The sequence below is a fragment of the Janthinobacterium longum genome (assembly GCF_051380735.1).
Taxonomy (GTDB): domain Bacteria; phylum Pseudomonadota; class Gammaproteobacteria; order Burkholderiales; family Burkholderiaceae_D; genus Janthinobacterium.
The window spans coordinates 283,999-306,701 of the sequence record NZ_JBNYXQ010000005.1 but is presented as its reverse complement, the minus strand read 5'-3'; the positions used below and the strand labels follow the sequence as shown (position 1 = coordinate 306,701).

General features: G+C 63.6%; 17 protein-coding genes. 5 read left to right on the top strand and 12 right to left on the bottom strand.

Features of this window, described 5'->3' with window-relative positions:
• Positions 1–13: 13 nt before the first annotated feature.
• From ACQ4WM_RS15870 to wrbA, 6 genes are read right to left on the bottom strand one after another with little or no spacing between them, the layout of a single operon-like run.
• On the bottom strand, positions 14–1,102 hold the full coding sequence (locus ACQ4WM_RS15870; RefSeq protein ID WP_436547640.1) for a lipocalin-like domain-containing protein: 1,089 nt from the start codon (positions 1,100–1,102) through the stop codon (positions 14–16).
• Positions 1,102–3,705 (bottom strand): FtsX-like permease family protein, encoded by a 2,604-nt coding sequence (locus tag ACQ4WM_RS15865; protein ID WP_436547639.1) that lies wholly within the window; start codon positions 3,703–3,705, stop codon positions 1,102–1,104. Before ACQ4WM_RS15865 ends, ACQ4WM_RS15870 begins: the two co-directional genes overlap by 1 nt.
• Positions 3,705–4,124: a DUF4124 domain-containing protein gene (locus ACQ4WM_RS15860; protein ID WP_436547638.1), complete on the bottom strand. Its 420-nt coding sequence runs from the start codon at positions 4,122–4,124 to the stop codon at positions 3,705–3,707. Before ACQ4WM_RS15860 ends, ACQ4WM_RS15865 begins: the two co-directional genes overlap by 1 nt.
• A complete protein-coding gene (locus ACQ4WM_RS15855; protein WP_436547637.1) occupies positions 4,121–5,536 on the bottom strand; it encodes an FAD-binding oxidoreductase in 1,416 nt (471 codons plus the stop codon). Before ACQ4WM_RS15855 ends, ACQ4WM_RS15860 begins: the two co-directional genes overlap by 4 nt.
• A 10-nt stretch (positions 5,537–5,546) precedes the next feature.
• Positions 5,547–5,957, bottom strand: a complete 411-nt coding sequence (locus ACQ4WM_RS15850) for a DUF2069 domain-containing protein (RefSeq protein ID WP_436547636.1) — start codon at positions 5,955–5,957, stop codon at positions 5,547–5,549.
• Complete coding sequence (gene wrbA / locus ACQ4WM_RS15845; RefSeq protein ID WP_436547690.1) at positions 5,957–6,565, bottom strand: NAD(P)H:quinone oxidoreductase; 609 nt, start codon at positions 6,563–6,565, stop codon at positions 5,957–5,959. Before wrbA ends, ACQ4WM_RS15850 begins: the two co-directional genes overlap by 1 nt.
• Before the next feature lie 68 nt (positions 6,566–6,633).
• Here wrbA and ACQ4WM_RS15840 point away from each other — a divergent pair, with 68 nt between their 5' ends.
• Positions 6,634–8,022: a YihY family inner membrane protein gene (locus ACQ4WM_RS15840; RefSeq protein WP_436547635.1), complete on the top strand. Its 1,389-nt coding sequence runs from the start codon at positions 6,634–6,636 to the stop codon at positions 8,020–8,022.
• Position 8,023: 1 nt separating this feature from the next.
• On the opposite strand, the gene ACQ4WM_RS15835 is transcribed toward ACQ4WM_RS15840, so the two are convergent.
• Genes ACQ4WM_RS15835 through ACQ4WM_RS15825 form a run of 3 tightly spaced genes read right to left on the bottom strand, consistent with a single transcriptional unit; the run spans position 8,024 to position 12,151 of the window.
• A complete protein-coding gene (locus ACQ4WM_RS15835) occupies positions 8,024–10,012 on the bottom strand; it encodes a DUF6630 family protein (RefSeq protein WP_436547634.1) in 1,989 nt (662 codons plus the stop codon).
• Entirely contained in the window at positions 10,009–10,839 is an 831-nt protein-coding gene (locus tag ACQ4WM_RS15830) for an alpha/beta fold hydrolase (RefSeq protein WP_436547633.1), read from the bottom strand. The genes ACQ4WM_RS15835 and ACQ4WM_RS15830 overlap by 4 nt, the downstream gene beginning before the upstream one ends.
• A gap of 1 nt (position 10,840) precedes the next feature.
• Positions 10,841–12,151 (bottom strand): O-acetylhomoserine aminocarboxypropyltransferase, encoded by a 1,311-nt coding sequence (locus ACQ4WM_RS15825; RefSeq protein WP_436547632.1) that lies wholly within the window; start codon positions 12,149–12,151, stop codon positions 10,841–10,843.
• A gap of 169 nt (positions 12,152–12,320) precedes the next feature.
• Here ACQ4WM_RS15825 and ACQ4WM_RS15820 point away from each other — a divergent pair, with 169 nt between their 5' ends.
• Together ACQ4WM_RS15820 and ACQ4WM_RS15815 are read left to right on the top strand one after the other, a co-directional pair.
• The gene (locus ACQ4WM_RS15820) at positions 12,321–12,917 is read left to right on the top strand and encodes a 2OG-Fe(II) oxygenase (RefSeq protein WP_436547631.1); all 597 of its coding nucleotides are present in this window, start codon (positions 12,321–12,323) and stop codon (positions 12,915–12,917) included.
• 122 nt (positions 12,918–13,039) lie between these two features.
• Entirely contained in the window at positions 13,040–13,486 is a 447-nt protein-coding gene (locus ACQ4WM_RS15815; RefSeq protein WP_065309015.1) for a CBS domain-containing protein, read from the top strand.
• 72 nt (positions 13,487–13,558) lie between these two features.
• Here ACQ4WM_RS15815 and ACQ4WM_RS15810 read toward each other — a convergent pair whose 3' ends face one another.
• On the bottom strand, positions 13,559–15,820 hold the full coding sequence (locus ACQ4WM_RS15810) for a putative bifunctional diguanylate cyclase/phosphodiesterase (protein WP_436547630.1): 2,262 nt from the start codon (positions 15,818–15,820) through the stop codon (positions 13,559–13,561).
• A gap of 286 nt (positions 15,821–16,106) precedes the next feature.
• On the opposite strand from ACQ4WM_RS15810, the gene aroC reads away from it, so the two are divergent.
• Positions 16,107–17,201: a chorismate synthase gene (aroC, locus tag ACQ4WM_RS15805; RefSeq protein ID WP_436547629.1), complete on the top strand. Its 1,095-nt coding sequence runs from the start codon at positions 16,107–16,109 to the stop codon at positions 17,199–17,201.
• 106 nt (positions 17,202–17,307) lie between these two features.
• Here the strand turns inward: aroC and ACQ4WM_RS15800 are convergent, their stop codons facing one another.
• Positions 17,308–18,804 (bottom strand): HDOD domain-containing protein, encoded by a 1,497-nt coding sequence (locus ACQ4WM_RS15800; protein WP_436547628.1) that lies wholly within the window; start codon positions 18,802–18,804, stop codon positions 17,308–17,310.
• The gene (locus tag ACQ4WM_RS15795) at positions 18,801–20,540 is read right to left on the bottom strand and encodes a putative bifunctional diguanylate cyclase/phosphodiesterase (protein WP_436547627.1); all 1,740 of its coding nucleotides are present in this window, start codon (positions 20,538–20,540) and stop codon (positions 18,801–18,803) included. The genes ACQ4WM_RS15800 and ACQ4WM_RS15795 overlap by 4 nt, the downstream gene beginning before the upstream one ends.
• A gap of 382 nt (positions 20,541–20,922) precedes the next feature.
• On the opposite strand from ACQ4WM_RS15795, the gene ACQ4WM_RS15790 reads away from it, so the two are divergent.
• Positions 20,923–22,635, top strand: coding sequence for an isovaleryl-CoA dehydrogenase (locus tag ACQ4WM_RS15790; RefSeq protein ID WP_436547626.1), 1,713 nt, complete (start codon positions 20,923–20,925; stop codon positions 22,633–22,635).
• The last annotated feature ends 68 nt before the right edge of the window (positions 22,636–22,703 follow it).

Genomic DNA, 22,703 nt, shown 5'->3' with positions numbered 1-22,703 from the left:
TTTCCTGGCATTTCTAAAGCTTCATCGGCGCCACATAGCCGGTCATTTCCAGGTAGGCGTGGCCGGCGCTCTGGCCATCGCGCCTGACCGTCACCGCGCCTTCCCAGTAGACGGCGCCGGTGGAGCGGCGCGAATCGAGTTCCTGGTCCGGCTGCAGCGGCGTCACCTGCCAGCGCGTGGCGCCGGTGCGGATCTCGGTGGCGACCGGGTATTCGGCCTTGGTGCGGGGCGAGCGCCACAGCTGCGTGGGCGTGAAATCGACCTCGCCCGGCGCAAACTGCGTCACCTTGCCCCTGGCGTCGCGCCAGCTGGCATGGGCCCATAGTTTAGCACCTGTCTTGCTGCGGATCTGGAAGGCCATCAGGGCGCCACCGTCATCGAGGTTGGCGCCTATCCAGTTCCAGCCGCTGGCGTTCTCGTCGAGCACCTGGCTTGACCACTCATGGTCCAGCCAGGTGGTGCCCGTCACGGCTTCGGCCTTGCCGCCCGTGCGGGCGATGGTGCCGCTGGTAGCGAGCTGCGGCACGCTGTAGTAGTAACTGGACTGTGCCAGCAGGGGGCCCTTGCGCGAAAAACCATTCTCACCCTGCAGCAGCGGGGCTTGCGTCGGCGCCAGCCGCAGTTGCAGGTTGAAGTCGCGCGCCGCCAGGCTGACCTGGTAGCTGCCGTCCTTGTCGCGCCGCATGCGCCAGTCGTCGAGCTTGACGTCGGTGTCGCCAACTTTGGCATAGGCCAGGCCGAAGCCCTCGCGCGCGCTTTTTTCGTCGTGCAGCAGCTTGCCCACTTTCGGGTCGGACAAGGCTGCATGGCCGATGATCAACTGTTTGGGCGCAAACGCGCTCGGGTTGCCGGCGTCAAAGGCGGTGGCGCTGCGAAAAAACGTCACTTGGTAGCCCAGTTGCTCGCCGCTGGCGGTTTTCACCCAGCCGGTGGCATACCACCATTCCGTCTTGTAGGCCGGGTGGGCGCCGAAGTCGTGCGGCAGCTTCAGGGACTGGCCGGCGGCCAGCGGCGTGACGGGCGCGTATGCCGGCGGCGCGGCCAGAGCCGGCGAGGTCAGTACCAGGACCAAGGCCGGAAGCAATAACAATGAACGGCGCATTACCAGTCCTCCCTGACAGCGCGGATGGGGCCACCGGACAGCGCCTGGCGGCCCGAGACCAGCGCCGTGGTGGCAGCGGCCACCAGCAGTGCGCCGGCGACGGTGGCGATCAAGGGCCAGGGCAGATGCAGCTGCATGGTCCAGTGGAACGATTGTGGATTGACGATAAACACCAGCACAAAGCTGATCAACAGGCCCAGCACAAAGCCGGTAGCGATCCCCAGCGCCGTCAGGGCGCCGCCTTCGAACGCCAGGATGCCGAGGATCTGGCCGCGCGTGACACCGACATGGCGCAGCATGCCGAACTCGCGCGCGCGCGCCAGGGTCTGCGCGGAAAACGTGGCAGCCACGCCAAACAGGCCGATCACGATCGCAATCGCCTCGAGCAGATAGGTGACGGCAAAGCTGCGATCAAAAATCTGCAGACTCAGGGCACGGATCGCCGACGGTTCCGACACTTCCAGGCTGTCGCCAAAGGGCAGGGTTTTCAGGTTTTCCTTCAGCGTGGAGGCGGAAACACCCTTGTCCAGCCAGATAGCGGCGTCGCTGACATCCATGTCCCTGGTAATCGCGCGGTAGGCGTCGAGCGGCATCTGGATGGAACCGCTGGAACGTGCGTAGTCACGCCAGACGCCGGCGATAAAGAAGCGGTGCAGGCCGCCGGCCAGCGGCAGGTCTATCTGCTGGCCGGCCTTGTGGTTGTACAGGTCGGCGGCGGCCTCGGACAGCCAGACCGGTGTCGCACCAGGGGGCACCGGCAGGCTGTCGCCGACCAGCACCAGGCTCTTGCCCGGGTCTTGCCGGTTGATGGGGCGCGCGATCAGCACCACATTGGGCCGGTCAGCGGCCAGCGACATGCTGCGCACACGCTGGAAGTCGGCCCTGGCCACGCCGGGCAGGGCGGCGATCAGGTCTTGCTCGCGCGGATTTAGCCCTGCCGTGCTGCCGGTGGCGGCAGCGCGCGCATACACGTCGGCCGGCAGGATCTGCAGCAGCCAGTTGTCGACCGAGACGCGGAAACTCGACACCATGATGGCCATTGCCACCATCAGGCTGAAACTCGACAGCACGCCACCAAGGGCAATGCCGGCCTGGCCCGAGGCATTGGCGAGGCGCGCCAGGGTCAGGCTGATGACCGGCGAGCGCCCGCTGATCGCCGTGCGCAGCCAGGCGCGGTGCAGCCACCGAAATACCAGCGCGGCCAGTTGCGGCATCAAGGCAATTGCGCCGATCAGTAGCAGGGCGATCGACAGGTAGCCGAACAAGGGCAGCTCAAAAACCGGCGGCAACTGGCTCAAGAGGCCGGCGACGCCCAGGCAAGCCAGCGCCGGCCAGCTCTTGGCCAGGCGCGTGGTGACGGCTTCTTCGCTGCCCGACTTCAATGCGATGGCGGGCGCCGCACGCGCCGCTTCCAGTGCCGGGGCCGCGCAGCCGAGCAAGGCCACGCCCAGTCCCAGCGCAAAATACACAAACGCCGCAACCGGCGTGAATTGCACCTGCGGCTGCACGCCGGCAAAGTAGCCGGCGCCCAGGTCGCCACCGAAAAAGCGCAGCGCCACGGCCGCCAGGGCGTAGCCGGCAGCGATGCCCAGCGCCGCGCCCACCACGCCCAGGCTGGTGCCTTCCAGCAGCACCTGGCGCAGCAGGCTTGCGCGTTCCATGCCCAGCACGCGCAGCAGCGCGAACTGGCTGCGCCGGCGTATCACCGACAAGGCCTGGGTGGAAAACACCAGGAAGGCGCCGGTGAACAAGGCGACCAGCGCCAGCACAGTCAGATTGACCCGGTAGGCGCGGCTGAGGTTGTTGTTGCGGCTGTTCTGGTTATCGTCGTTGGGTTGGCCGACCCGAAAGCGCCCCGGATATTGCGCTTCCAGTTCGCGCGCCAGTGCTGCCTGGAAGGCGTCGCGGTTCACGCCATTGCGCAGTTTCAGGTCGATGCGCGACAGTTGCCCCAGTTTGTTGAAGCGCCACTGGGCCGCGCCGATATCCATCACGGCGATGCGCTGGCCGGCGCGCGCCCTTTGCAGGGACCCCGCTACGCGCAGTGAAACGCTGCCGGTGCCGGCGCGCAGGGCCAGCTTGCCGCCTTCGGCAAGATTGAGCCAGCGCAGCGCAGCCGGCGACAGAAAGATGGCGTCGTCGGCCAGGGTGTCGAACGGCTGGCCGTCGCCAGCAGCGCCGATCAGGTCGGGCGAAATAAAGCCGACGCGAAACACGTCAAGCGCCAGTATCTGCAGCGGGCCGCCGTTGCTGTCCACGCCATCGACCACGCCGGCCTGCAGTTCCAGCACCGGCGAGGCGACGGCCACGCCTTCGCGCTGCGCCAGCCATGGATAAATGCTTTCATCGAACAGCGCTTCGCGCCCGGCCACCTGCACGTCGGCCTGGCCCGACAGACTTTTAACGGCAGTGGAAAACTCGTTGAAGGCGGCCGCGTTAATCAGGTGTATCGCAAAACCCAGCGAAACACCGATGGCAATCGCCAGGATGGCGACCAGCGCGCGCACCGGATGGGCGCGCCATTCACCCAGCAGCAGCCAGCGTGACAGCAAGCGTCGCGAAGCAGAAGTTGTGCTGCCGGCGGGGGCGCTCAATGGAGGCATTAATGGAGGCACTCAGTGGCAAGTTTTTCGCCGGCGCGCCGCACTTTCAGCTGCGCCGCTTCACGCGTTTTGTCACCGGCGCCGACGGCGTCCTGGGCCGCCCATTTCTGTTCCAGGCGCAGCTGGGCGCAGCGTTTTTCAAGCACCTCGGCCTGCTGCGCACCACGTGCGCGGGCCTGGTCTTCGCGTGCCTCGCGCTGCTTGCGCGCCGATTCGAGCTGGCTGGCGACCCGTTGCTGGCGCGTCGCGGCGCCCTTGTCGACGACGGGAGGCGGTGGCGGCACCTCGATGATCTGCAACTGGCCGGCCGTGCACGGTGTTTCGCTATAGCTGGTCTGGCCGTTCTGTACGCATTTGTAGGCGGTCTGCGCGCTGGCACAGCCGCTTGCCGCGAGCAGCAAAAAGACGAGCGCTTTCATAGTATTTTCCCCGGATTCATGATGTTCTGCGGGTCCAGCGCCTGTTTGACGGCGCGCATCAGCTGCAGTTCCAGCGGCGATTTATAGTGGGCGAGGTCGGCCTTTTTCAGCGCGCCGATGCCGTGTTCGGCCGAAATCGAGCCGCCAAAAGCGTGTACCTGGTCATGCACGATGCGGTTGATGGCGTGCTGGTTGGCCAGGAAGTCACTATCCGTCATGCCGGCCGGTGGCGCCACGTTGTAGTGCAGGTTGCCGTCGCCCAGGTGGCCGAAACACACCAGCTGGCAGCCGGGGAAGGCGGCCTCCAAAGCCGCGTCGGTGATGGCGATAAAGTCGGCGATGACGGAGATCGGCAGCGAAATATCGTGCTTGATGTTCTTGCCGGCCTGCGCCTGGGCCAGCGGAATATGCTCGCGCAACTGCCACAGTCCTTCGCTTTGCGCCATCGAACTGGCGACCACGGCGTCAACGATCATTTCTTCTTCCAGAGCCAATGCGATGCTCGCTTCCAGCAGCTCGATTGCGTGTGCTTCGGACTGGCTGCTTGATAATTCCAGCAGCACATACTGGCCATGCGGCTCGGCAAACGGGCGCGGCAGTTGTGGGAACTGCTCGCCCACCAGTTGCAAGCAATAGCGCGACATCAGCTCGAAAGCGGTCAGGCTGGCGCCGCAATGGTCCTGCATCAGGCTCAACAGCCGCAGCGCGTGGGCTGGCGACGCCATCGCGGCCAGCGCCGTGATGCAGGCTTTCGGCTGCGGGTACAGTTTCATCACCGCACCCGTGATCACGCCCAGTGTACCTTCGGCGCCGATATACAGGTCGCGCAGGTCATAGCCGGTATTGTCCTTGCGCAGGCCGCGCAGGCCGGACCAGACTTCACCTTGTGGCGTGACCACTTCCAGGCCCAGGCACAGCTCGCGCGTGTTGCCGTAGCGCAGCACTGCCGTGCCACCGGCATTGGTGGCCAGGTTGCCGCCGATGGTGCAACTGCCTTCGGCCGCCAGTGACAGGGGGAACAGGCAGCCGGCCCTGGTAGCTGCTTCCTGGATGGTTTGCAGGATGCAGCCGGCGTCGACCGTGATGGTACGGTTGACGGGATCGACCTGGCGGATGCTGTTCAGGCGCGCCAGCGACAGCACCACGGCCGTGCCGGAAGCGTCGGGAATGCTGCCCAGTACCAGGCCCGTATTGCCACCCTGCGGCACCACGGGGACCGACCACCGGCTGCAGGCGCGCAGCACGCCGGCCACCTGTTCCACGGTGGCAGGGCGCAGCACGGCCAGCGCCTGGCCCGTAAAGCGGTCGCGCCAGTCGGTCAGAAACGGCGCCATCTCGGGCGCATCGGTCAGCACATGGCCAGCGCCCAGCAGCGTTCGGCAGGCATCAAGGAAATCGGCTCGGTCGCTCATTTTTGCTCGCTCATTTTCTGGTGCTCACCTTGTTGACTTTTTCCAGCAATTCCCTGGCCATGCGCTTGGCGGCCTTTTTATACGGGCGCAGATACAGCACGGCGCAGAAGAAATACACGCAGACGACGATCGCTTCGCCCCAGGCCATGAAGGCCGAGGTCGGATTGGTATCGCTGTAGCCGCGCACCACGCCTTCGGTGAAATACAGCAGGATCACCATCGACGACCATTGCAGGGTGTAGACGTCGCGCTTGATCACACCATACAGCGGAATCAAGAGCGGCACGGCTTTCAGCACCAGCCACGAGCCGCCCGGTTTCAATGGCGCGAGCACGGTTTCCCACAGCACGCACCAGACGACCAGGGTGGCCAGGCTGGCGATCGCACCCCAGTGGAAATACTTGTGCAGCGCGCCGTTCATCACGCCCCCGCCAGCTTGACGGCGTTTTCGGCCAGGCGGCGGCCCAGCGCCAGGGCCAGGCGTTTTTCGTCCTCGCTGATGGCCTTGTCGCCATCGATGCCGGACCAGTGCGTGACGCCATACGGCGAGCCGCCGGTGGAGGTGGTCATCAGTTCGGGGTGGGTGTAGGGCAGGCCCATCACCAGCATGCCGTGGTGGAACAGCGGGATCATCATCGACAGCAGGGTCGATTCCTGGCCGCCATGCAGGCTGCCGGTGGAGGTGAATACGCAGGCCGGCTTGCCGGCCAGGCTGCCGGCCAGCCAGTCGCTGGCCGTCCCATCCCAGAAATACTTCATGGCGGCGGCCATATTGCCGAAGCGCGTGGGCGAGCCGAGCGCCAGGCCCGCGCATTGCTGCAGGTCTTCCAGTTCCACATACGGCGCGCCCTGCGCAGGGACCTCGGGGGCAGTGGCTTCGGCTACCGTGGAGACGGCCGGCACGGTGCGTAGCCGGGCATCGCAGCCGGGCACGCTTTCCACGCCTTGCGCAATCAGTTCGGCCAGTTGGCGCGTGGCGCCGTGGCGGGAGTAGAACAAGACAAGAATAATCAGATTGGTTGGCTTCATCATTGGTATTATAGGGCGCTTTGCAGCCCGATACGAAGCCGACATGGCGCCGTTCTGATTTCGATTACATGTTTTTAAAAACCATACAGTCCTTCTTCCTCTACCTGTCGCAGACCGTGCGCTTCGGGATTGCCGTCATGCGTGGCGTGCAGTGGCCCGAAGTGCGCGACCTGCTGCTGTTTGCCAGCCGCCGCGTGCGCGAGGAAGGCTTGCCGCAAGTGGCCGGCAGCCTGACGTTCGCCACCGTGTTCGCGCTGGTGCCCCTGTTGACCCTGGCGCTGGCAATCTTTACCACTTTTCCGCTGTTCAATACCTTCCGCCATGCACTGGAAGATTATTTTATCCAGAGCGTGATGCCCAAGGGTATCTCTAACACCATCCTTGGCTACCTGACCACGTTTGCCTCGAAAGCCACGCGTTTGTCGGCGATCGGCGCCGGCGCGCTGATTTTCACCTCGGTGGCGATGATGAATCTGATCGAGCGGGTATTCAACCGCATCTGGCGGGTGCGCCGGGAACGGCGCTGGACCAAGCGCTTGCTGGTGTACTGGGCGATTGTCACCCTGGGGCCGCTGCTGGTCGGCGTGTCGCTGACGGTCACCTCGCGCGTATTCATGGTCACCAGCGTGGCCACCAGCGGCCTGGTCGGCGATGCTGTTTTCCTTGGCGCCGTGTTCTACACCCTGGTGTCGATCGGCCTGACCATGCTGGCCTTCACCTTGTTGTACATGACGGTGCCGAACCGCGACGTCGAGTGGCGTGACGCCGCCTGGGGCGGCCTGCTGGCGGCGCTGGCGTTTGAAGTCGCCAAGCGCGGTTTCGGCGAATTCATCCAGGACTTCCCCACCTATTCGCGCATCTATGGCGCACTGGCGGCGCTGCCGCTGTTCCTGGTGTGGATCTACGTCAGCTGGATGATTACCCTGGTGGGCGCCTTGCTGGTGGCCGCCTTGCCGGTGGTGAAATACGAACGCTGGTGGTACCAGGCGGCGCCCGGCAGCGAGTTTGTCGACGCCGTGGCGATATTGAAAGTACTGCACCAGGCCTGCCACTGTGCCGACTCGGCGCTGGTGGGCGCAGCCGAGATCCGCAGCCGCACGCGGCTGGGCTTCGATGAAATGGAAAAGCTGCTCGACAAAATGGTCGAGCAGGGCTGGGTGGGCCGGGTCAACGTGGAAGCGGCCGTGCGCGTGCAGTGGGGCAAGCGGGTGGCCGACAGTTCCGACCACTGGGTCTTGCTGGGCAACGTCAACCGCATTACCCTGGGCGACGTCTACCGCCTGTTCGTGTTTGGCGGCATGCGCGTCAATTCAGGCTATCCGGCCGGCTCCACCGACGAGCGCGACATCGGAGCGGCCGAAGAAGCGGCCAGGCTGGCGGCGCAGGTCGAAGGTGCGGTGGAAGAGGGCCTGGGCATGACACTGGCCAAGCACTTTGGCGAAGTACGCTGCAAGTGATTCAATAAACCTTTGGATTGAGCGCCGACTGCCGCGCGATGGCATCAAACGCTGGCATGTCCTGCGCGCGCAGCACGGCCAGCCAATACGTGTCCTCGCCGTCGTGCATATTGACCAAATTTAAGCCGTGCGGCGCCAGATGCTGCGCGATGGCCTCAAAACCTTCGGTGATACTGCCACCATCTTCCTCGCCGTCCCACGTGAAGTCCTGCAGCGCCGGCACCGCGATATGCTGGCCGATGACGGCGATTTCCTCGCTTGACTTCCAGTCCAGCGTGGCACCAAGGCCCAGTACATCGGCGGCGTTGGACCATAGCAGGAACAGGCAGGCCGCTTCCGGCGTGTCGCCATCGAATTCTCCTTCAGTCTCGCCTGCCTCCAGTTCTTCCAGCGTGAGGTCCACGCAGCGCTGCGCCAGTGCCTCGTCACCCTGCAGCAACAGGGCGGCGATGGCGCGCAGCTGGTCGCGGTCGGCCAGTTCCAGCAACTGTGCCGGCGTATAGCAGCCGCGCTCGACAGGGGCTGCCCTGTTCAAGCCCATGGCCTGGTGCAGCTGCGCCGAGATATCGGCCCTGAAACCATCCGGGGTATCGACCTGCGCCAGCAATTCGCCGGCGAAGTCCATGCGCCATACCATGGCGTCCTTGATCACGAACAGGAAGTCGCTTTGCGCCGTGATACCGCTCAGATGGTGCGCGGGAGCGTACTTCGGCGTGAACGCAGGCTGGCCGTCCAGGGTCAGCATGCACACCAGGCCTTGCGCGTCGATGGCGTAGATCAGGTTTTTGCGCAGTTTCGGGGGCGATGACGTGGTGGCGCTGTCGATGTAGCTGTACTGGCAGGGCGCCAGCGGCTCGCCCTTGTTGTTGACCAGGCCAAACAGGAAACGGCCGGCGATGCGCTGGCTGACGATGGCGATTTTTTTTCGCGTGCCAAAGTCCTGTACCGAACTGTAGACGGGCGGTACCACCACCGCGCCATGCGCGTCCATCACGCCCAGCAGATTGTGCTCGTTGTCATCCTGGCCTGGACGTTCGAACTCCAGCAAGCCGTCATTGCGCTCGCAGGTCTCGACGCCTTCCATCACCACCGCGCCATCGGGCAGGTGCAGCAGGCTGCTGGCGCCCTCGTCCCGCAGGCGGACTGCCAGGTGCGGACTGATCACATAGAGCTTGCCGGGGGCGGGCGGCAGCACAACGCTGCCGTTCAGGTCCAGCAGGCCCTGCCAGCCGGCTGGCGACGCTGGCGCATAGGTGATCCAGCCTGACTCGGCATCGTGGTGGCCCAGTTCGACCGCCTGCATGGACAAGGGAACGATCCAGCGACCGTAAGGCGTGACCAGCCCACGCACTGCGATATCGCCGACGGCGCTCACTTCGTAGCACTGCGCTTCCGCCACCCATGCATGCACCCGTAGCTGCTGCAGGAACGGCAGTTCGGCGATGTCGCGCTCTTCAATATTGCCCAGGTGGGCGCTGGCAGAGGAACACCAGTAGCCGATTGTGCCGGTGCTGGTCGCCACGCTGAGCAAGGCTTGCAAGGCGGCCTGGTCGCCGCGCAGCAGGGCCGCGTGCAGCGCTGCCGCCTCAGCGGCGATTCCCTGCAGTTGCGCCGCAAACTCGGGTGTGCCGATATCGTGGTCGATCAGCTGCACGCAATCGAGCACCAGCCACTGTTCGCCGTTGGCCAGCAAGCTGGCAATGGCGCTGCGTGCAACGATGGCGGCGGCGTCGCGCGGTGCTTCCATCAACGCCGACAAAGCCTGCCAGCTGGCGCGCGCCTGTGCCATAGTCGCAGCCAGCGCGCAGGCGTGCTCCACGCCGTCGTCATACAGCGGCCAGGTCACCGCTTGTGCAGCGCTGCCCATCAGCAGCTTGAACAGCATCGGCGTGCTTTGCCGCCATTCGGCCAGGCCTTCGATGGCCTCGATATCAAAATCCGGGTGATCGGGAAGGTGGTGGGTGCTGAACAGGACGGCAGTGGAAATCATGGAGTCTTCGTTAAGAAAGCGGGTTTGGTGGCGGCAAACGCAAACAGGGCGTCGAGCACGGCGTCGGGCTGCTCGGCCATCAGCTCATGGCCGCTGTCGACCTGCACCAGCTTGCCGTGCGCGATGCTGCTGGTCAGCAGCCTGGTCGATTTCGGCGGCGTCATCATGTCGCGCGCGCCGAAAATGAACAGCGTCGGGCAGGTGACCGAGGCGGCTGCCGCTTCGCCGTTGGCATACGCATTGCAGGAATAAAAATCGGTATGGAACACATGCGCCGGATTGATGGCCGCAATGCGCTGTTTGAGCCGGCGCGCGCCACCCATGGCGTAGAAGCCGGGTCCGGGAAAGGACGGTTTTTGTGCGATCGAGGAATGCGACCAGAGGTTGACCATGTCGATCGCCGCCTGTTCGTCGTTTTTTGACGTCTCCAGCAGCGCCGGCGAGACGGCCATCGGGTAGGTCGAGCCCAGCATCGCCAACTGGCTGACGCGTGCGGGCGCCTGGTATGCCGCTTCGAGCGCGATCAATGAACCCATGCTGTGGCCGACCAGCATCGCTTGCGCTACCCCGGCGGCATCGAGCATGGCCAGTATCCAGTGCACCATTTCTTCCACCGTGGTTTTTGCAGTGCCTGTGCTCCTGCCATGGCCGGGCAGGTCGACCGCCAGCACGTTCCAGCCGTGGTGGGCAAAATAGCGCGTCTGCAGCGCCCACACGGAGTGGTCGTTCTGCGCACCGTGGATAAACACGGCGGTGGGCTGGCTCGCGTCAAACGCCTTGCCGCCCGTGTAGCAATAAGCGCTTGCCTCGTCAATGGTGAAGATCATCTCAGGCGCCTTTCTGCGACAGTTTCAGGCTGCGCGCCAGGTCGCCGATCAGGTCGTCCGCGTCTTCCAGCCCCACCGACAGCCTGATCGTGCCCTGCGTGATGCCGGCTTGTTCGAGCTGCTCGTTGGGCACGCGCAAGTGCGTGGTGGAGGCGGGGTGGATCACCAGCGACCTGGCGTCGCCCACATTGGCCAGGTGCGAAAAAATCGCCAGGCTGTCGACAAAGCGCTGGCCTGCCGCGCGGCCGCCGCGCAGCTTGAAGGTAAATACGGCGCCGGCGCCTTTCGGCAGCAGGGTCTTGGCCAATTCGTAATCGGGATGGCTGGCCAGTTCGGGATAGGACACCGATTCCACCGCCGGATTGGTCAACAGAAAATCGATAATCTTGCGCGTGTTGGCAACATGGCGGTCCATGCGCAGGCCCAGGGTTTCGATGCCCTGCAGCACGGCAAACGCATTGTGCGGACTCATCACGGCGCCGAAGTCGCGCAGGCCTTCGCGCCGCGCGCGCAGGGCGAATGGCGCCACGGTTGACTCTTCGGCGAACACCATGCCGTGAAAGCCCTCATACGGTTCGCACAGTTCGGCAAAGCGGCCCGTCCGGTCGTAGGCGGCCTGCCAGTCAAAGGTGCCGCCGTCGACCAGCAGGCCGCCGATGGCCGTGCCGTGGCCGCACAGGAACTTGGTGGCCGAGTGAAACACCAGGTCGGCGCCGTGGTCAAAAGGACGCAGCAGGTAGGGCGTGGTAAAGGTCGAGTCCAGCATCAGCGGCAGATGGTGTTCATGCGCCAGCGCGGCCACCTGGGCAATATTGAGCACATCGAGGCCGGGGTTGCCCAGCGTTTCGGCAAACAGCACCTTGGTATTGGGCCGTATCGCGGCGCGCCAGGCGTCGATGTCGCGCGGGTTGACGAAGGTCGTGTCGATGCCGAAGCGTTTCAGGGTATACGCCAGCAGGTTGTGCGAGCCGCCGTACAGGGCGCGCGAGGCCACTACGTGAGAGCCGGCGCCGGCAATCGTGCACAGGCCCAGGTGCATGGCGGCCTGGCCGCTGGCCGTGGCGATGCCGGCCACGCCGCCTTCCAGGGCGGCAATGCGCTCTTCGAGCACGGCGTTGGTGGGGTTCGATATGCGCGTATACACATGGCCGGCGCGCTCCATATTGAATAGCGAGGCGGCGTGGTCCGAGCTCTTGAAGGCAAACGATGACGTAAAATGGATCGGCGTGGCGCGTGCGCCGGTGGCCGGATCGGGCGCAGCGCCCGCATGCAGGGAAAGCGTGTCAAATCCCAGGTACTTAGCACCGCTCATGATGTCTCCGCCATTATTTTATTGCCCAGATCGTAACCCGATTCCTGGCGGAACAAAAGAGTGGCCGTGCAGGGCGCATGGGCTGCGGCCTTTCGTGTTGACGTCTTTATGGCTGTCCACGCGGCGCAGTGGTACGATGCTGCGCCGTTACCAGGAAAGAGCTGCCCATATGTCCCGATTGCCGCCGTCGTTGTTTGATGCCTTGCAGCACCATGGCTGGTCGCAGCATGACGCCTTCCTGTCGCCGGAACTGAGCAGCGAACTTGCGGCGCAATGCGTGCTGGCGCAGCGCGCCGGGCGCATGAAGGCGGCAGGCGTGGGTAGCGGGCGCACGCCAAACGTGCACAGCGCCATACGCGGCGACAGCATCGCATGGCTGGAAGCGGGGCAGTCTGCCGCCTGCGACCAGTACCTGGCGCTGATGGAAGTGCTGCGCCAGCAGCTGAACCGTGAACTGTTCCTTGGCCTGGACGAGTACGAAAGCCATTTAGCCCTGTATGCACCTGGCGCGTTTTACCGCACGCACCTGGATCGCTTTCGCGACGACGACCTGCGCACCGTTTCGGTGGTGATTTATCTGAACGCCGACTGGCTGCCGGGGCAGGGCGGCGCCTTGCGCTTGCACCCTGAGGGCGGCGACAGCGTGGACATCCTTCCCGAAGCGGGGCGGATGGTGGTATTTTTGTCGGGCGACATGCTGCATGAGGTGTTGCCGGCGCAGCGAGAACGGCTATCGCTGGCCGGCTGGTTCCGCCGCCGCGCCTGAGCTTATTGTTTCGTGCTCGATTTGATTGACGGCAATGCTGGATTTTTCGGCAAGCATAGGCTACAGTCCCAAAACAGGGCGAGAACAATTACAATACCAACCACGCGGACAGGACGGCCAATATGAAAGTATCTGAAATTCTCCAAGTCAAGGGCAATATCCTTTATACCGTAACGCCGGACCAGCCTTTGCTCGATGCGGCCAATACCATGGCGGAAAAAGACATCGGTTCGCTGGTGGTGATGGAATTTGGCGACCTGGTCGGCATGCTCACTTTCCGTGAAGTGCTCAATGCGCTGCACGAAAACGCAGGCCAGATCGGTGGCGGCACCGTGCGCAAGCATATGGATGACCACCCGATCACCGTGACGCCCGATACTGAAGTGAATGAAGTACGCCGCATCATGCTGGAAAAGCATGCGCGCTACCTGCCGGTCATGAACGCCAAGACCCTGCTGGGCGTGATTTCCTTCTATGACGTGGCGCGCGCCGTGCTCGAAGCGCAAAGCTTCGAGAACCAGATGCTGAAAGCGTATATCCGCGACTGGCCGGCCGAAACGCCGGACTGAGCGAAGCGCCTGGTCCAGCACAGCATGAAAAACGCCGGCATTGCCGGCGTTGTCGTCTGGACAGTGACCCTGTCAGGCAGCGCCCTGCATTGCGTCATTGCTGAGCCAACTGACCAGCGCATCGGCCGTCATCGGCCGCGCGAACAAAAAGCCCTGGGCCATCGGACAACCGAGCGACTGCAGGATCTGCGCCTGGCGCTCGTCTTCCACACCTTCGGCGATCACCGCCAGGCCCAGGTTGCGGCCCAGCTGTATCACCATCTCGGCGATGCTGCTGCCGCGCGCCGATCCCGTGATTTCCGTCACAAAAGCGCGGTCGATCTTCAGCCGGTCCACCTGCAGCCGCTGCAGGTAGGACAGCGATGAAAAGCCCGTGCCGAAGTCGTCGATGGCGATGCTCACGCCCGTCTGCTTGATCTGCCACAGCATCTTGATCAGCAGGTCCGGCTCTTCCATGGCCATCGACTCGGTGATTTCCAGCTCGATGAATTCGGGCGGCGCCTGCGTGTCTTCCAGTGCGGTGCGCAGCATGTCGAGAAACAGCGGATGGCGGAACTGCACCTGCGACACATTGACCGACATGACGAAATTGCGGTGGCCCTGCTCGCGCAACCGCACCAGTTCATGGCAGGCGGTGCGCAGCACCCATTCGCCAAGGTCGATGATGATGCCAGAATATTCGGCGATCGGGATAAAGCGGTCGGGCGAGATGAACTTGCCGTCCGGCGTCTGCCAGCGCAGCAGCGCTTCGGCGCCCACCGGGCGGCGCGTCGACAGGTCGATCTGCGGCTGGTAGACGACAAACAGCTGGCCTTGCGCAAACCCGGTGCGCAGCGCATGCATCATGCGCACCCGCTCGCGGATCTCGATGCCCATGCTGCGCGAAAAATAGAAGTGGCCGGCGCGCTGCTGGGTCTTGGCGCGTTTCAGCGCGATGTCGGCGTCCTTCAGCGCATCGGCGCCGGTGCCGCCATGTTCGCCCAGACGCACCAGGCCCAGGGTGGCCGACAGTTGCACGTCCTGGCCGTCGATGCTGAACGGCGTCTGGAACAAGGCCAGGATCTGGGCCGGATTGACCTGAATGGCGTCGCCCAGCACGCAAAAGATATCGCCGCCCAGGCGCGCCACCGTCAGCTGCGAGCCCAGCCTGGTTTGCAGCCGCTCCGCGACGGCCACCAGCAGCAGGTCGCCGAACTTGTGGCCCAGCGCATCGTTGGTTTCGGCAAAATGGTCTAGATCGACCAGGCATAGCGTGGCGTCGTCGCGGGCCGGACCGGCCAGCGTCACGTCGAGGATTTCCACCAGGCGGGTTCGGTTCGGCAACTTCGACAGCTGGTCATAAAACGCCGCGTTATGCAGGTGGCTTACCAGCTCCACATTGTCCAGGCCGACGGCGACATTGCTGCAAAATACCTCGAGCAGGCTTTCCTCGATCGCCGTCAAGGGGCGCGGCAGCAGCAGGTAGGCAGCCGAATCGCGGCTGGACTTGCCGGCGAAATACAGCGTGGCGTAATCGTGCGCGTACACATTGCGCCGCTGCATCAGCGCGTGCTCGATGGCGGCGGCGATGCGCGGATTTTCCACGCTGCACAGGGCGCCGTGCTGCATGCCGGAAAAGCAGCCCGCATGGGCGCACACCAGCAGGCTGCGCTTGCCCTTGTCATTGACTTCCTGGGTGCACAGCACGCCATCGACATGCAGCTGCAGCAGGTCGGCCACCTGCGCCAGCACGCCGGCCGAGAAATTGTGCACGCCGTGCAGCGCCATCAGTTGGGTGCTGGCATGCACGATGCGGTCCAGGCCGCGCCGGCTGTTGCTGATGGAGCAGATCTGCTCGTATGAACGGATGGCTGCCGTGACGGTGGTAAACAGCTTGATGCGGGTCAGCTCGGACTTGGTCTTGTAGTCGTTGATGTCGAAATCGCGGATGGCGTCGATTTCCGGCGCATAGCCGGGCTGGCCGGTGCGCAGGATGATGCGTACATCGCTCATCTTCAGCGTTTCGCGGATATGGCGCACCAGATGCAGGCCGGCGTCGTCCTGTTCCATCACCACGTCGAGCAGGATGACGGCAATATCGCTTTCATGCTTGAGCAATTCGCGCGCCTGGCCGGCCGAATAGGCATGCACGAACTCGAGCGGTCGGTGCTGCATTTCCAGGTTGCCGAGTGCAAAAGTGGTGGTGGAATGGACGTCTTCATCGTCGTCGATGATCATCACCCGCCATACGCTGCGTGCACTGGTATCGGCCGGTGCGGCAGGCTGCTCGTCAAGGAATACCAGGTCGTCGTGATCGTCCTTGTCGGCATCAAGGGGGGTGATCGGTGCGGGCATGTAGTTAACTTCTCCAGAGCTCAGTGAGGTAGGCATATCGGCAAGCACAGGGCGCGACATCGGCGGCCGGCCATTTTTCCAGCTGTCCTGAGCCAAGTATATAGCGATTTAACAAGGCAAAATTTTTTTTTAGTCTTAATCATTGCGGCAATATTTTCAGTTTTGCATGATTGTAACTGTTGCTTCACATTTTCTGCTGAAACTTTGTGGCGGCCAGGCTGTAGCCGGGGCAGGGCGGGGCGTGGGCTGGTAGAATGGCGTTTTCCAGTCTTCCATATTCCCTACTATGTCCGGCAACTCTTTTGGCAAGCTGTTTACTGTTACCACTTTCGGCGAATCGCATGGTCCTGCCATCGGCTGCGTGATCGATGGCTGTCCGCCCGGGCTGGTATTGTCCGAAGCCGATATCCAGCCCGAGCTGGACCGCCGCAAGCCAGGCACCTCGCGCCACGTGACGCAGCGCCAGGAATCGGATACGGTGGAAATTCTGTCGGGCGTGTATCAGGGTGTGACCACCGGCACGCCGATCGCCCTGCTGATCCGCAATGAAGACCAGCGCAGCAAGGACTACGGCAATATCGCCGAGAGCTTCCGCCCGGGCCACGCCGACTACACTTACTGGCACAAGTACGGCGTGCGCGACCCGCGCGGCGGTGGCCGTTCCTCGGCGCGCCTGACGGCGCCAGTGGTAGGTGCGGCAGCGATCGCCAAGAAGTGGCTGCTGCAGCAATACGGCACCACCTTCAGGGGCTGCATGAGCCAGCTGGGCAATATCGCGGTGCCGTTCCAGTCGTGGGAGCATGTGCACGCCAACCCCTTCTTTGCTGCCAGCGATGACGCCGCGCTGATCGCCAGCATGGAACAGGCGATGGATCAGTTGCGCCGCGACGGCGACTCCATCGGCGCCCGTATCGACGTGATTGCACAGAACGTGCCGGTAGGCCTGGGCCAGCCGATCTACGACAAGCTCGATGCCGATATCGCCTACGCGATGATGGGCATCAATGCGGTCAAGGGCGTGGAAATCGGCGCCGGTTTCGATTCGGTGGCGCAAAAAGGTTCGGAGCATGGCGACGAACTGACGCCGGAAGGCTTTGTCGGCAATAACGCCGGCGGCGTGCTTGGCGGTATTTCGACGGGGCAGGACATCAGCGTCTCGATCGCCATCAAGCCGACCTCGTCGATCCGCACGCCGCGCCGTTCGATCGATAAAGAGGGCAATCCCGTGATGGTGGAAACGTTTGGCCGCCACGACCCCTGTGTCGGCATCCGCGCCACGCCGATCGCCGAAGCGATGCTGGCGCTGGTGCTGATCGACCATGCTTTGATGCATCGCGCGCAGTGCGGCGATGTGACTGTTTCGACGCCGAAGTTGAGGTAATTTTACTGCCGGGATCAGACCCTCAATGCCGCAAACACAGAGTTCATTGTTAGCGGGCGAGGGGGGCTGACCCCAGATTTTGCCGTTGGGGTGAAAGCCAGCAGCATCAGGCCACCTTGTTCGCCGCCAACTCCTGCTGGTGCCGCATTTCCACCGACTGCACCAGCAAGGTCCGTATATCGTTAATCAGATTGAACTCCGTCTGGTTCAGCTGTATCGGCGGGAAACTGTCGTCCCAGTCGCCGTACAAAAATCCCGTCGGGTGGCCGTTCGCCGACAGCGGCAGCACCACGAAGCTGCGTGCCTCGGACAGGGTACTGTTCCACCACGGCGGCAGCTTGGCGGCGAATTTCGGGTCGCGTGCGTTGTCGATGAAGATCACGCGGTCGCTACTGAGGGCCGCATGGAATACGTTCGGCTCATAGACATCGCCAAACACCATCAGGTCCTGCAGCTCGGCCGCGCCTTCGCCCATGCAGATGCGCGCCGAGTAAAGCTGTTCCTTGTGATTGCGCGCAAACGCCACCGAGCGCGAAAAATCAAAGCCCTGGTGCAGGGTTTCCAGCGCCATTGACACCATCTGGCCAGGATTGGCGGTGCCGATGGCGCCACGCAGGTCGGCCAGGCCGTCGAGCAGGATGCGGTTGCCTTCGGCCCGCAAGCGCGTTGACGCCAACTGGCGCGCACGCCGCTCCATCGGCTTCGACAGTGGTGCGATGGTGAGGTCGGCCGCCGCCATGACCTTGGCTTTTTCCACCGCTTCCAGTACGGCTTCAGGCTGCATGCCCAGCATGCCGGCATAGTCGTCGATCAGCGCATGGACTTCGGCCGCGCCGTTGGCGTCGTCGTGCCACAGCGAATCGGCGCAGCGCGCTGCCATGGTTGACAGGCCGGCCATCCAATCGCTGCTGCTTACGACTTCATCTGCCTGCATCGGCGCCAGCGGGCGCATGCCGTCGATCAGGTGCTGCGGCAAGCCCCAGTGGGCGGCCGTGGCATAGCCCACTTCGGGCAGGCTCAAGCCGAGAATTTCCGGCGCCGCCGCCGCTTCGTTGCCGGGTCCGTCGTGCGCCTGCAGCCGTGCCCAATAGTCCGCCATGTAAAAGGTGACCATCATGCGGCCCAGGGTATGCAGCATCGAACACACTACCGCCTGTTCGGCCTGCAGGCTGCCTGCGCTGGTAGCCACTTGCTGGGCCACCATGCCGGCCAATACCGCTTTTTCCATCTCGGCATGGGCGCTGACCGAATCCGGCCTTGCCTGCGACAATTCCTCGATCAGTTTCAGGCCCAGCGCCAGGTGGCCGATGGCGTCCAGGCCCAGCACCAGCACCGCTTTCGAGACGGTGTTGACGCGCTGGCCAAAAGCCGAATACATGCCGCTGTTGGCCAGGCGCAGCACCTTGTGCGTCAGGACCGGGTCCGACAGCACGGTTTGCGTCATGTCGAATGCGTGATCGTCCTCGCCGCGCATGGCGCCCAGGATGGCGCTGATGGCCTTGGCAAAGCCGGGCATGTCGCCCTGCTGGCGCGTGCGTGACCACAGCAGTTCCAGCGTGTTCCTGCCGAGCTGGGTGGCTGCCGTGTAGTGGCCCGGGTTCATTGCACACCTCCGTGCGGTTCCTGGGCAGGCGTCGCTGTCACCAGCGCCGCATAGGTTGTTTCGCTCAAGGCCGCGAGAGCCGCGTGGGCGGGCATCGGTTTGCCGGTCAGGTAGCCCTGCACATAATGGCAGCCGCGTGATTCGATGAAATGCATTTGTTCTTCAGTTTCCACGCCTTCCGCCACTACCGACAGGTTCAGGTGCTTGGCCAGGTCAAGTATGGTGTTGCAGATGGCGGCGTCCTTGCTCGATTCGGGCAAGTCCTTGATGAAAGTACGGTCTATCTTCAGCACCGAAATGGGAAAGCGTTTCAGATAGGCCAGCGAGGAGTAGCCGGTGCCGAAGTCATCGATGGCGATGCGCGCGTTGCGCTCCGTCATCTTGACCAGGATCGCCTCGGCGTGCACCGGGTCGATCATCAGCGTGCCTTCGGTAATTTCCAGCACCAGGTTTTCGCCGGACAGGCCGGAAAAAGCCAGCGCGTCGTCCAGCACGTCGAGGAATTTATCGTTGCGGAACTGGCGCGGGCTGATATTGACCGAAATATACAGGTGGCGCCGCGCCACCTCCTGAAACTGTCGCAGTTGTACGCAGGCCGCTTTCAGCGCCCAGGCGCCCAGCAGGTTGATCAGGCCATTGGCTTCGGCGATCGGGATAAAGCGCACCGGCGGCACCAGGCCCAGTGTCGGGTGCTTCCAGCGCATCAGCGTCTCGAAGCCCTGGATCTGGCGCGTGCGCGCGTCGACAATGGGCTGGTAATACAGCAAAAATTCGCCTTCGCGCACCGCCTGGAACATCGCTGCTTCGAGCGAAATATCGTGTTCGGATGGGCCGTTCAGGCGTGGGCTGTAGATCAGGCAGCGCGCCTTGCCGGTTTCCTTGGCGCGCGACATGGCCGCGTCGGCCAGCACGACCAGGCGTACTTCGTCTTCTGCGTGCAGCGGATAAATCGACACGCCGACCGAGGCGCCCACGTAGATCGTGTGGCCATCGACTTCGAACGGCGCCTGCAGGGTGGCCAGCAAGCGGCCGGTAACGAGCTTGATCTGCGCATCGGTGGCGCTGCCGGGCAGTACGGCGACGAATTCATCGCCGCCGGCGCGCGCCAGGGTATCGCTGTCGCGCAGGGTCTTGCGCAGGCGGGCCGCAGCCAGGCGCAGCACGGCGTCGCCAACCGGGTGGCCCAGGCCATCATTGACCTTCTTGAAGCCGTCGAGACCGATGGTGGCGACCGAAAAACCCTGACCCGAGCGTGCCGCCTGGGAAATCACCATGCGGATGCGGTCCGACAGCAGCAGCCGGTTCGGCAAGCCCGTCAAGGCGTCGTGGGTGGCCATATGGCGCAGCCGCTCTTCCGTATTGTGCTGGGCCGAGGTCTCGCGCCCGACCACCAGCAATTCGACCATGCCGGCATGGTTGGCGTAGGACGACAAACGCAGCTCGAACCAGATTTCCTGTTCCGGCGTGTGCAGCCGTACTTCCAGCCGGCCCGGTACTTCGAGCGCGTCTTGCAGGGCCGCCTGCAGTGCGGCGCGCGATGCTTCGGCCGCCAGTGAAGGCAGAAAATGCCCGACCAGGCCGGTCGGTGCAGCGAACAGGTTGGCGGCGCGCTTGCTGGCAAACAGGATCAGGCCGTCCGCATCGAGCCGGAACACGATATCGCCTGCCTCTTCCATGAGGTTGTCCAGTTCGTGGCGTGTGTCGCGGTGGGCGGCGGATGGGGTACTGGAAAACATCGTGCTGGTTTTACCTTTATCAGTGCTGCCGCCCAACTATGCGCATTGCGGCAAGCAAAATCATTGCGCATGGCGCGCTGCCTCATAGGCAATACGCCTGGTAATGGGAACCCTGTCGGGAGGGCAGCGATCAATCGCCTGGCCTTCTCGCCGGAACCCGATTTATAGGGAATGTATCATTGAAAACCAGGCAAAAACATGAAATTGAGCAACATTGCTTCAAGTAATGTAAAGAGTGTTGTTCATCTTGAATGCATGGCCTCACCGGCGTCACGCTTGCCGCGGCCATGCCTTTGCGCTAGTCTCGCAAGCAGGCAGGCGCCATGTCGTGCCACCTGCCAGACCAGTGTGCCATGATAGCAAACCGCAATGAGGAACCGCCATGAATGCTTGCCATCTGCAGGAAAATACGCATGAAGTGTTCAACCAGGCTACCCCTTTCGAGAACATCAACCTGTTTGCCTGCGATCTGGCGTTGCAGGAGGCGGTGCGGCGCGAAGGCGGTGAGGCAGCATCCAACGGGCTCGATGCCTTGGGTGAACGGCTGGGAAGTGCCGAGCTGATCGCGCTGGCGCTGCTGGCCAATGTGCATGGCCCGCAATTGCATCAGTTCGACCGCAGCGGGCGGCGCATCGACGAAGTGGAATTCCACCCGGCCTGGCATGGCCTGATGGAAGTGCTGATAGGCGCCGGACTGCACGCGGCGCCGTGGTCGGACGCCGGGACCGGGACCGGGACCGGGACCGGGGCCCATGTGGCGCGTGCCGCCGCCTACATATTAGTAGGGCAGCTGGAAAACGGCGCGCAGTGTCCGGTCACAATGACGTTTGCCTCGGTGCCGGCGCTGCGCCAGGCCACGGGTTTGCCGCAGATACTGCAGCGCTGGCTGCCGAAAATCCTTTCCCGTGAATATGATCCCCGTTCCTTGCCGGTCGAGCAAAAGCGCGGCGCGCTGATTGGCATGGGCATGACGGAAAAGCAGGGCGGCTCCGATGTGCGCAGCAATACCACCATCGCCGAAGCGCTGCCTGTGCTGGAGGCACAAGCGCTGTTCGGCGACGAGGCACCCAACGCTTGCCGCATCGTCGGCCATAAGTGGTTTTTCTCGGCGCCGCAAAGCGACGCCCATCTGATCCTGGCGCAGGAAGGTACTGCGGGCCTGTCGTGCTTCTTTCTGCCGCGATACTTGCCCGACGGCAGCCGCAACGCCATTCGTGTGCAGCGCCTGAAAGACAAGCTGGGCAACCGTTCGAATGCCTCTGCCGAAGTGGAGTTTGCCGGCGCCTTTGGCTGGCGGGTCGGCGAGGCCGGCAGGGGCATACCGACTATCATCGAAATGGCCAGCCATACGCGCCTCGATTGCGTGCTGGGCAGCACCGGCATGATGCGCGCTGCCTTCAGCCAGGCGCTGCACCACGCGCGCCAGCGCATGGCCTTTGGCAAGACGCTGGCTGAACAGCCGTTGATGCAGAACGTGCTGGCCGACCTGGCGCTGGAATCGGAAGCGGCCACGGTGTTTGCGCTGCGCCTGGCGCGCTGCTTTGACGAGAAAGACAATCAGGAACAGGCAGCGCTGGCGCGCGTGCTGACGCCGGCCGGCAAATACTGGATCTGCAAGCGCGGGCCCGGCTTCGGCTTTGAGGCGATGGAAGTGGTGGGCGGCACCGGCTACGTGGAGGAGGCGCCGCTGGCACGCCTGTACCGCGAATTACCTGTCAACTCGATCTGGGAAGGATCGGGCAATGTGATGTGCCTGGACGTGCTGCGCGCGCTGGCCCGCTCGCCGGCCGCACGTGCGGCACTGGCGGCGGAACTGGCGCTGGCTGGCGATGCGGATGCGGTCTTCGTTGCCTATCGTGCGCAATTGCTGCAGGTTCTGGAGCAGGGTGATACGGACGAGTTTGGCGCACGCAGTTTGTCGGAGCGCATCTTGCTGGCGGTGCAGGCAGCCTTGCTGCTGCGCCACGCACCATGCTTTGTTGCCACGGCGTTTATCGCCTCGCGGCTGGCCCAGGCGCCGGGCGGCGCCTATGGTCGCTTGCCCGCCGGTACTGATTGTGCGGCCATCCTGGCGCGCTCCTTGCAGTGCCCGTGATTGCTGCAATTATTTCGAAAATTCCAGCCACAGCAGTGCTTGGGGCTGTGATAATGCGGTCAGACATC

Coding starts and splice junctions, on each gene's coding strand:
- ACQ4WM_RS15850 (WP_436547636.1), bottom strand. CDS start 5,957: ATGAACGGCGCGCTGCACAAGTATTTCCACTGGGGTGCGATCGCCAGC.
- aroC (WP_436547629.1), top strand. CDS start 16,107: ATGTCCGGCAACTCTTTTGGCAAGCTGTTTACTGTTACCACTTTCGGC.
- ACQ4WM_RS15790 (WP_436547626.1), top strand. CDS start 20,923: ATGAATGCTTGCCATCTGCAGGAAAATACGCATGAAGTGTTCAACCAG.
- wrbA (WP_436547690.1), bottom strand. CDS start 6,565: ATGAAGCCAACCAATCTGATTATTCTTGTCTTGTTCTACTCCCGCCAC.
- ACQ4WM_RS15830 (WP_436547633.1), bottom strand. CDS start 10,839: ATGATCTTCACCATTGACGAGGCAAGCGCTTATTGCTACACGGGCGGC.
- ACQ4WM_RS15810 (WP_436547630.1), bottom strand. CDS start 15,820: ATGCCCGCACCGATCACCCCCCTTGATGCCGACAAGGACGATCACGAC.
- ACQ4WM_RS15835 (WP_436547634.1), bottom strand. CDS start 10,012: ATGATTTCCACTGCCGTCCTGTTCAGCACCCACCACCTTCCCGATCAC.
- ACQ4WM_RS15815 (WP_065309015.1), top strand. CDS start 13,040: ATGAAAGTATCTGAAATTCTCCAAGTCAAGGGCAATATCCTTTATACC.
- ACQ4WM_RS15820 (WP_436547631.1), top strand. CDS start 12,321: ATGTCCCGATTGCCGCCGTCGTTGTTTGATGCCTTGCAGCACCATGGC.
- ACQ4WM_RS15870 (WP_436547640.1), bottom strand. CDS start 1,102: ATGCGCCGTTCATTGTTATTGCTTCCGGCCTTGGTCCTGGTACTGACC.
- ACQ4WM_RS15865 (WP_436547639.1), bottom strand. CDS start 3,705: ATGCCTCCATTGAGCGCCCCCGCCGGCAGCACAACTTCTGCTTCGCGA.
- ACQ4WM_RS15800 (WP_436547628.1), bottom strand. CDS start 18,804: ATGAACCCGGGCCACTACACGGCAGCCACCCAGCTCGGCAGGAACACG.
- ACQ4WM_RS15860 (WP_436547638.1), bottom strand. CDS start 4,124: ATGAAAGCGCTCGTCTTTTTGCTGCTCGCGGCAAGCGGCTGTGCCAGC.
- ACQ4WM_RS15795 (WP_436547627.1), bottom strand. CDS start 20,540: ATGTTTTCCAGTACCCCATCCGCCGCCCACCGCGACACACGCCACGAA.
- ACQ4WM_RS15840 (WP_436547635.1), top strand. CDS start 6,634: ATGTTTTTAAAAACCATACAGTCCTTCTTCCTCTACCTGTCGCAGACC.
- ACQ4WM_RS15855 (WP_436547637.1), bottom strand. CDS start 5,536: ATGAGCGACCGAGCCGATTTCCTTGATGCCTGCCGAACGCTGCTGGGC.
- ACQ4WM_RS15825 (WP_436547632.1), bottom strand. CDS start 12,151: ATGAGCGGTGCTAAGTACCTGGGATTTGACACGCTTTCCCTGCATGCG.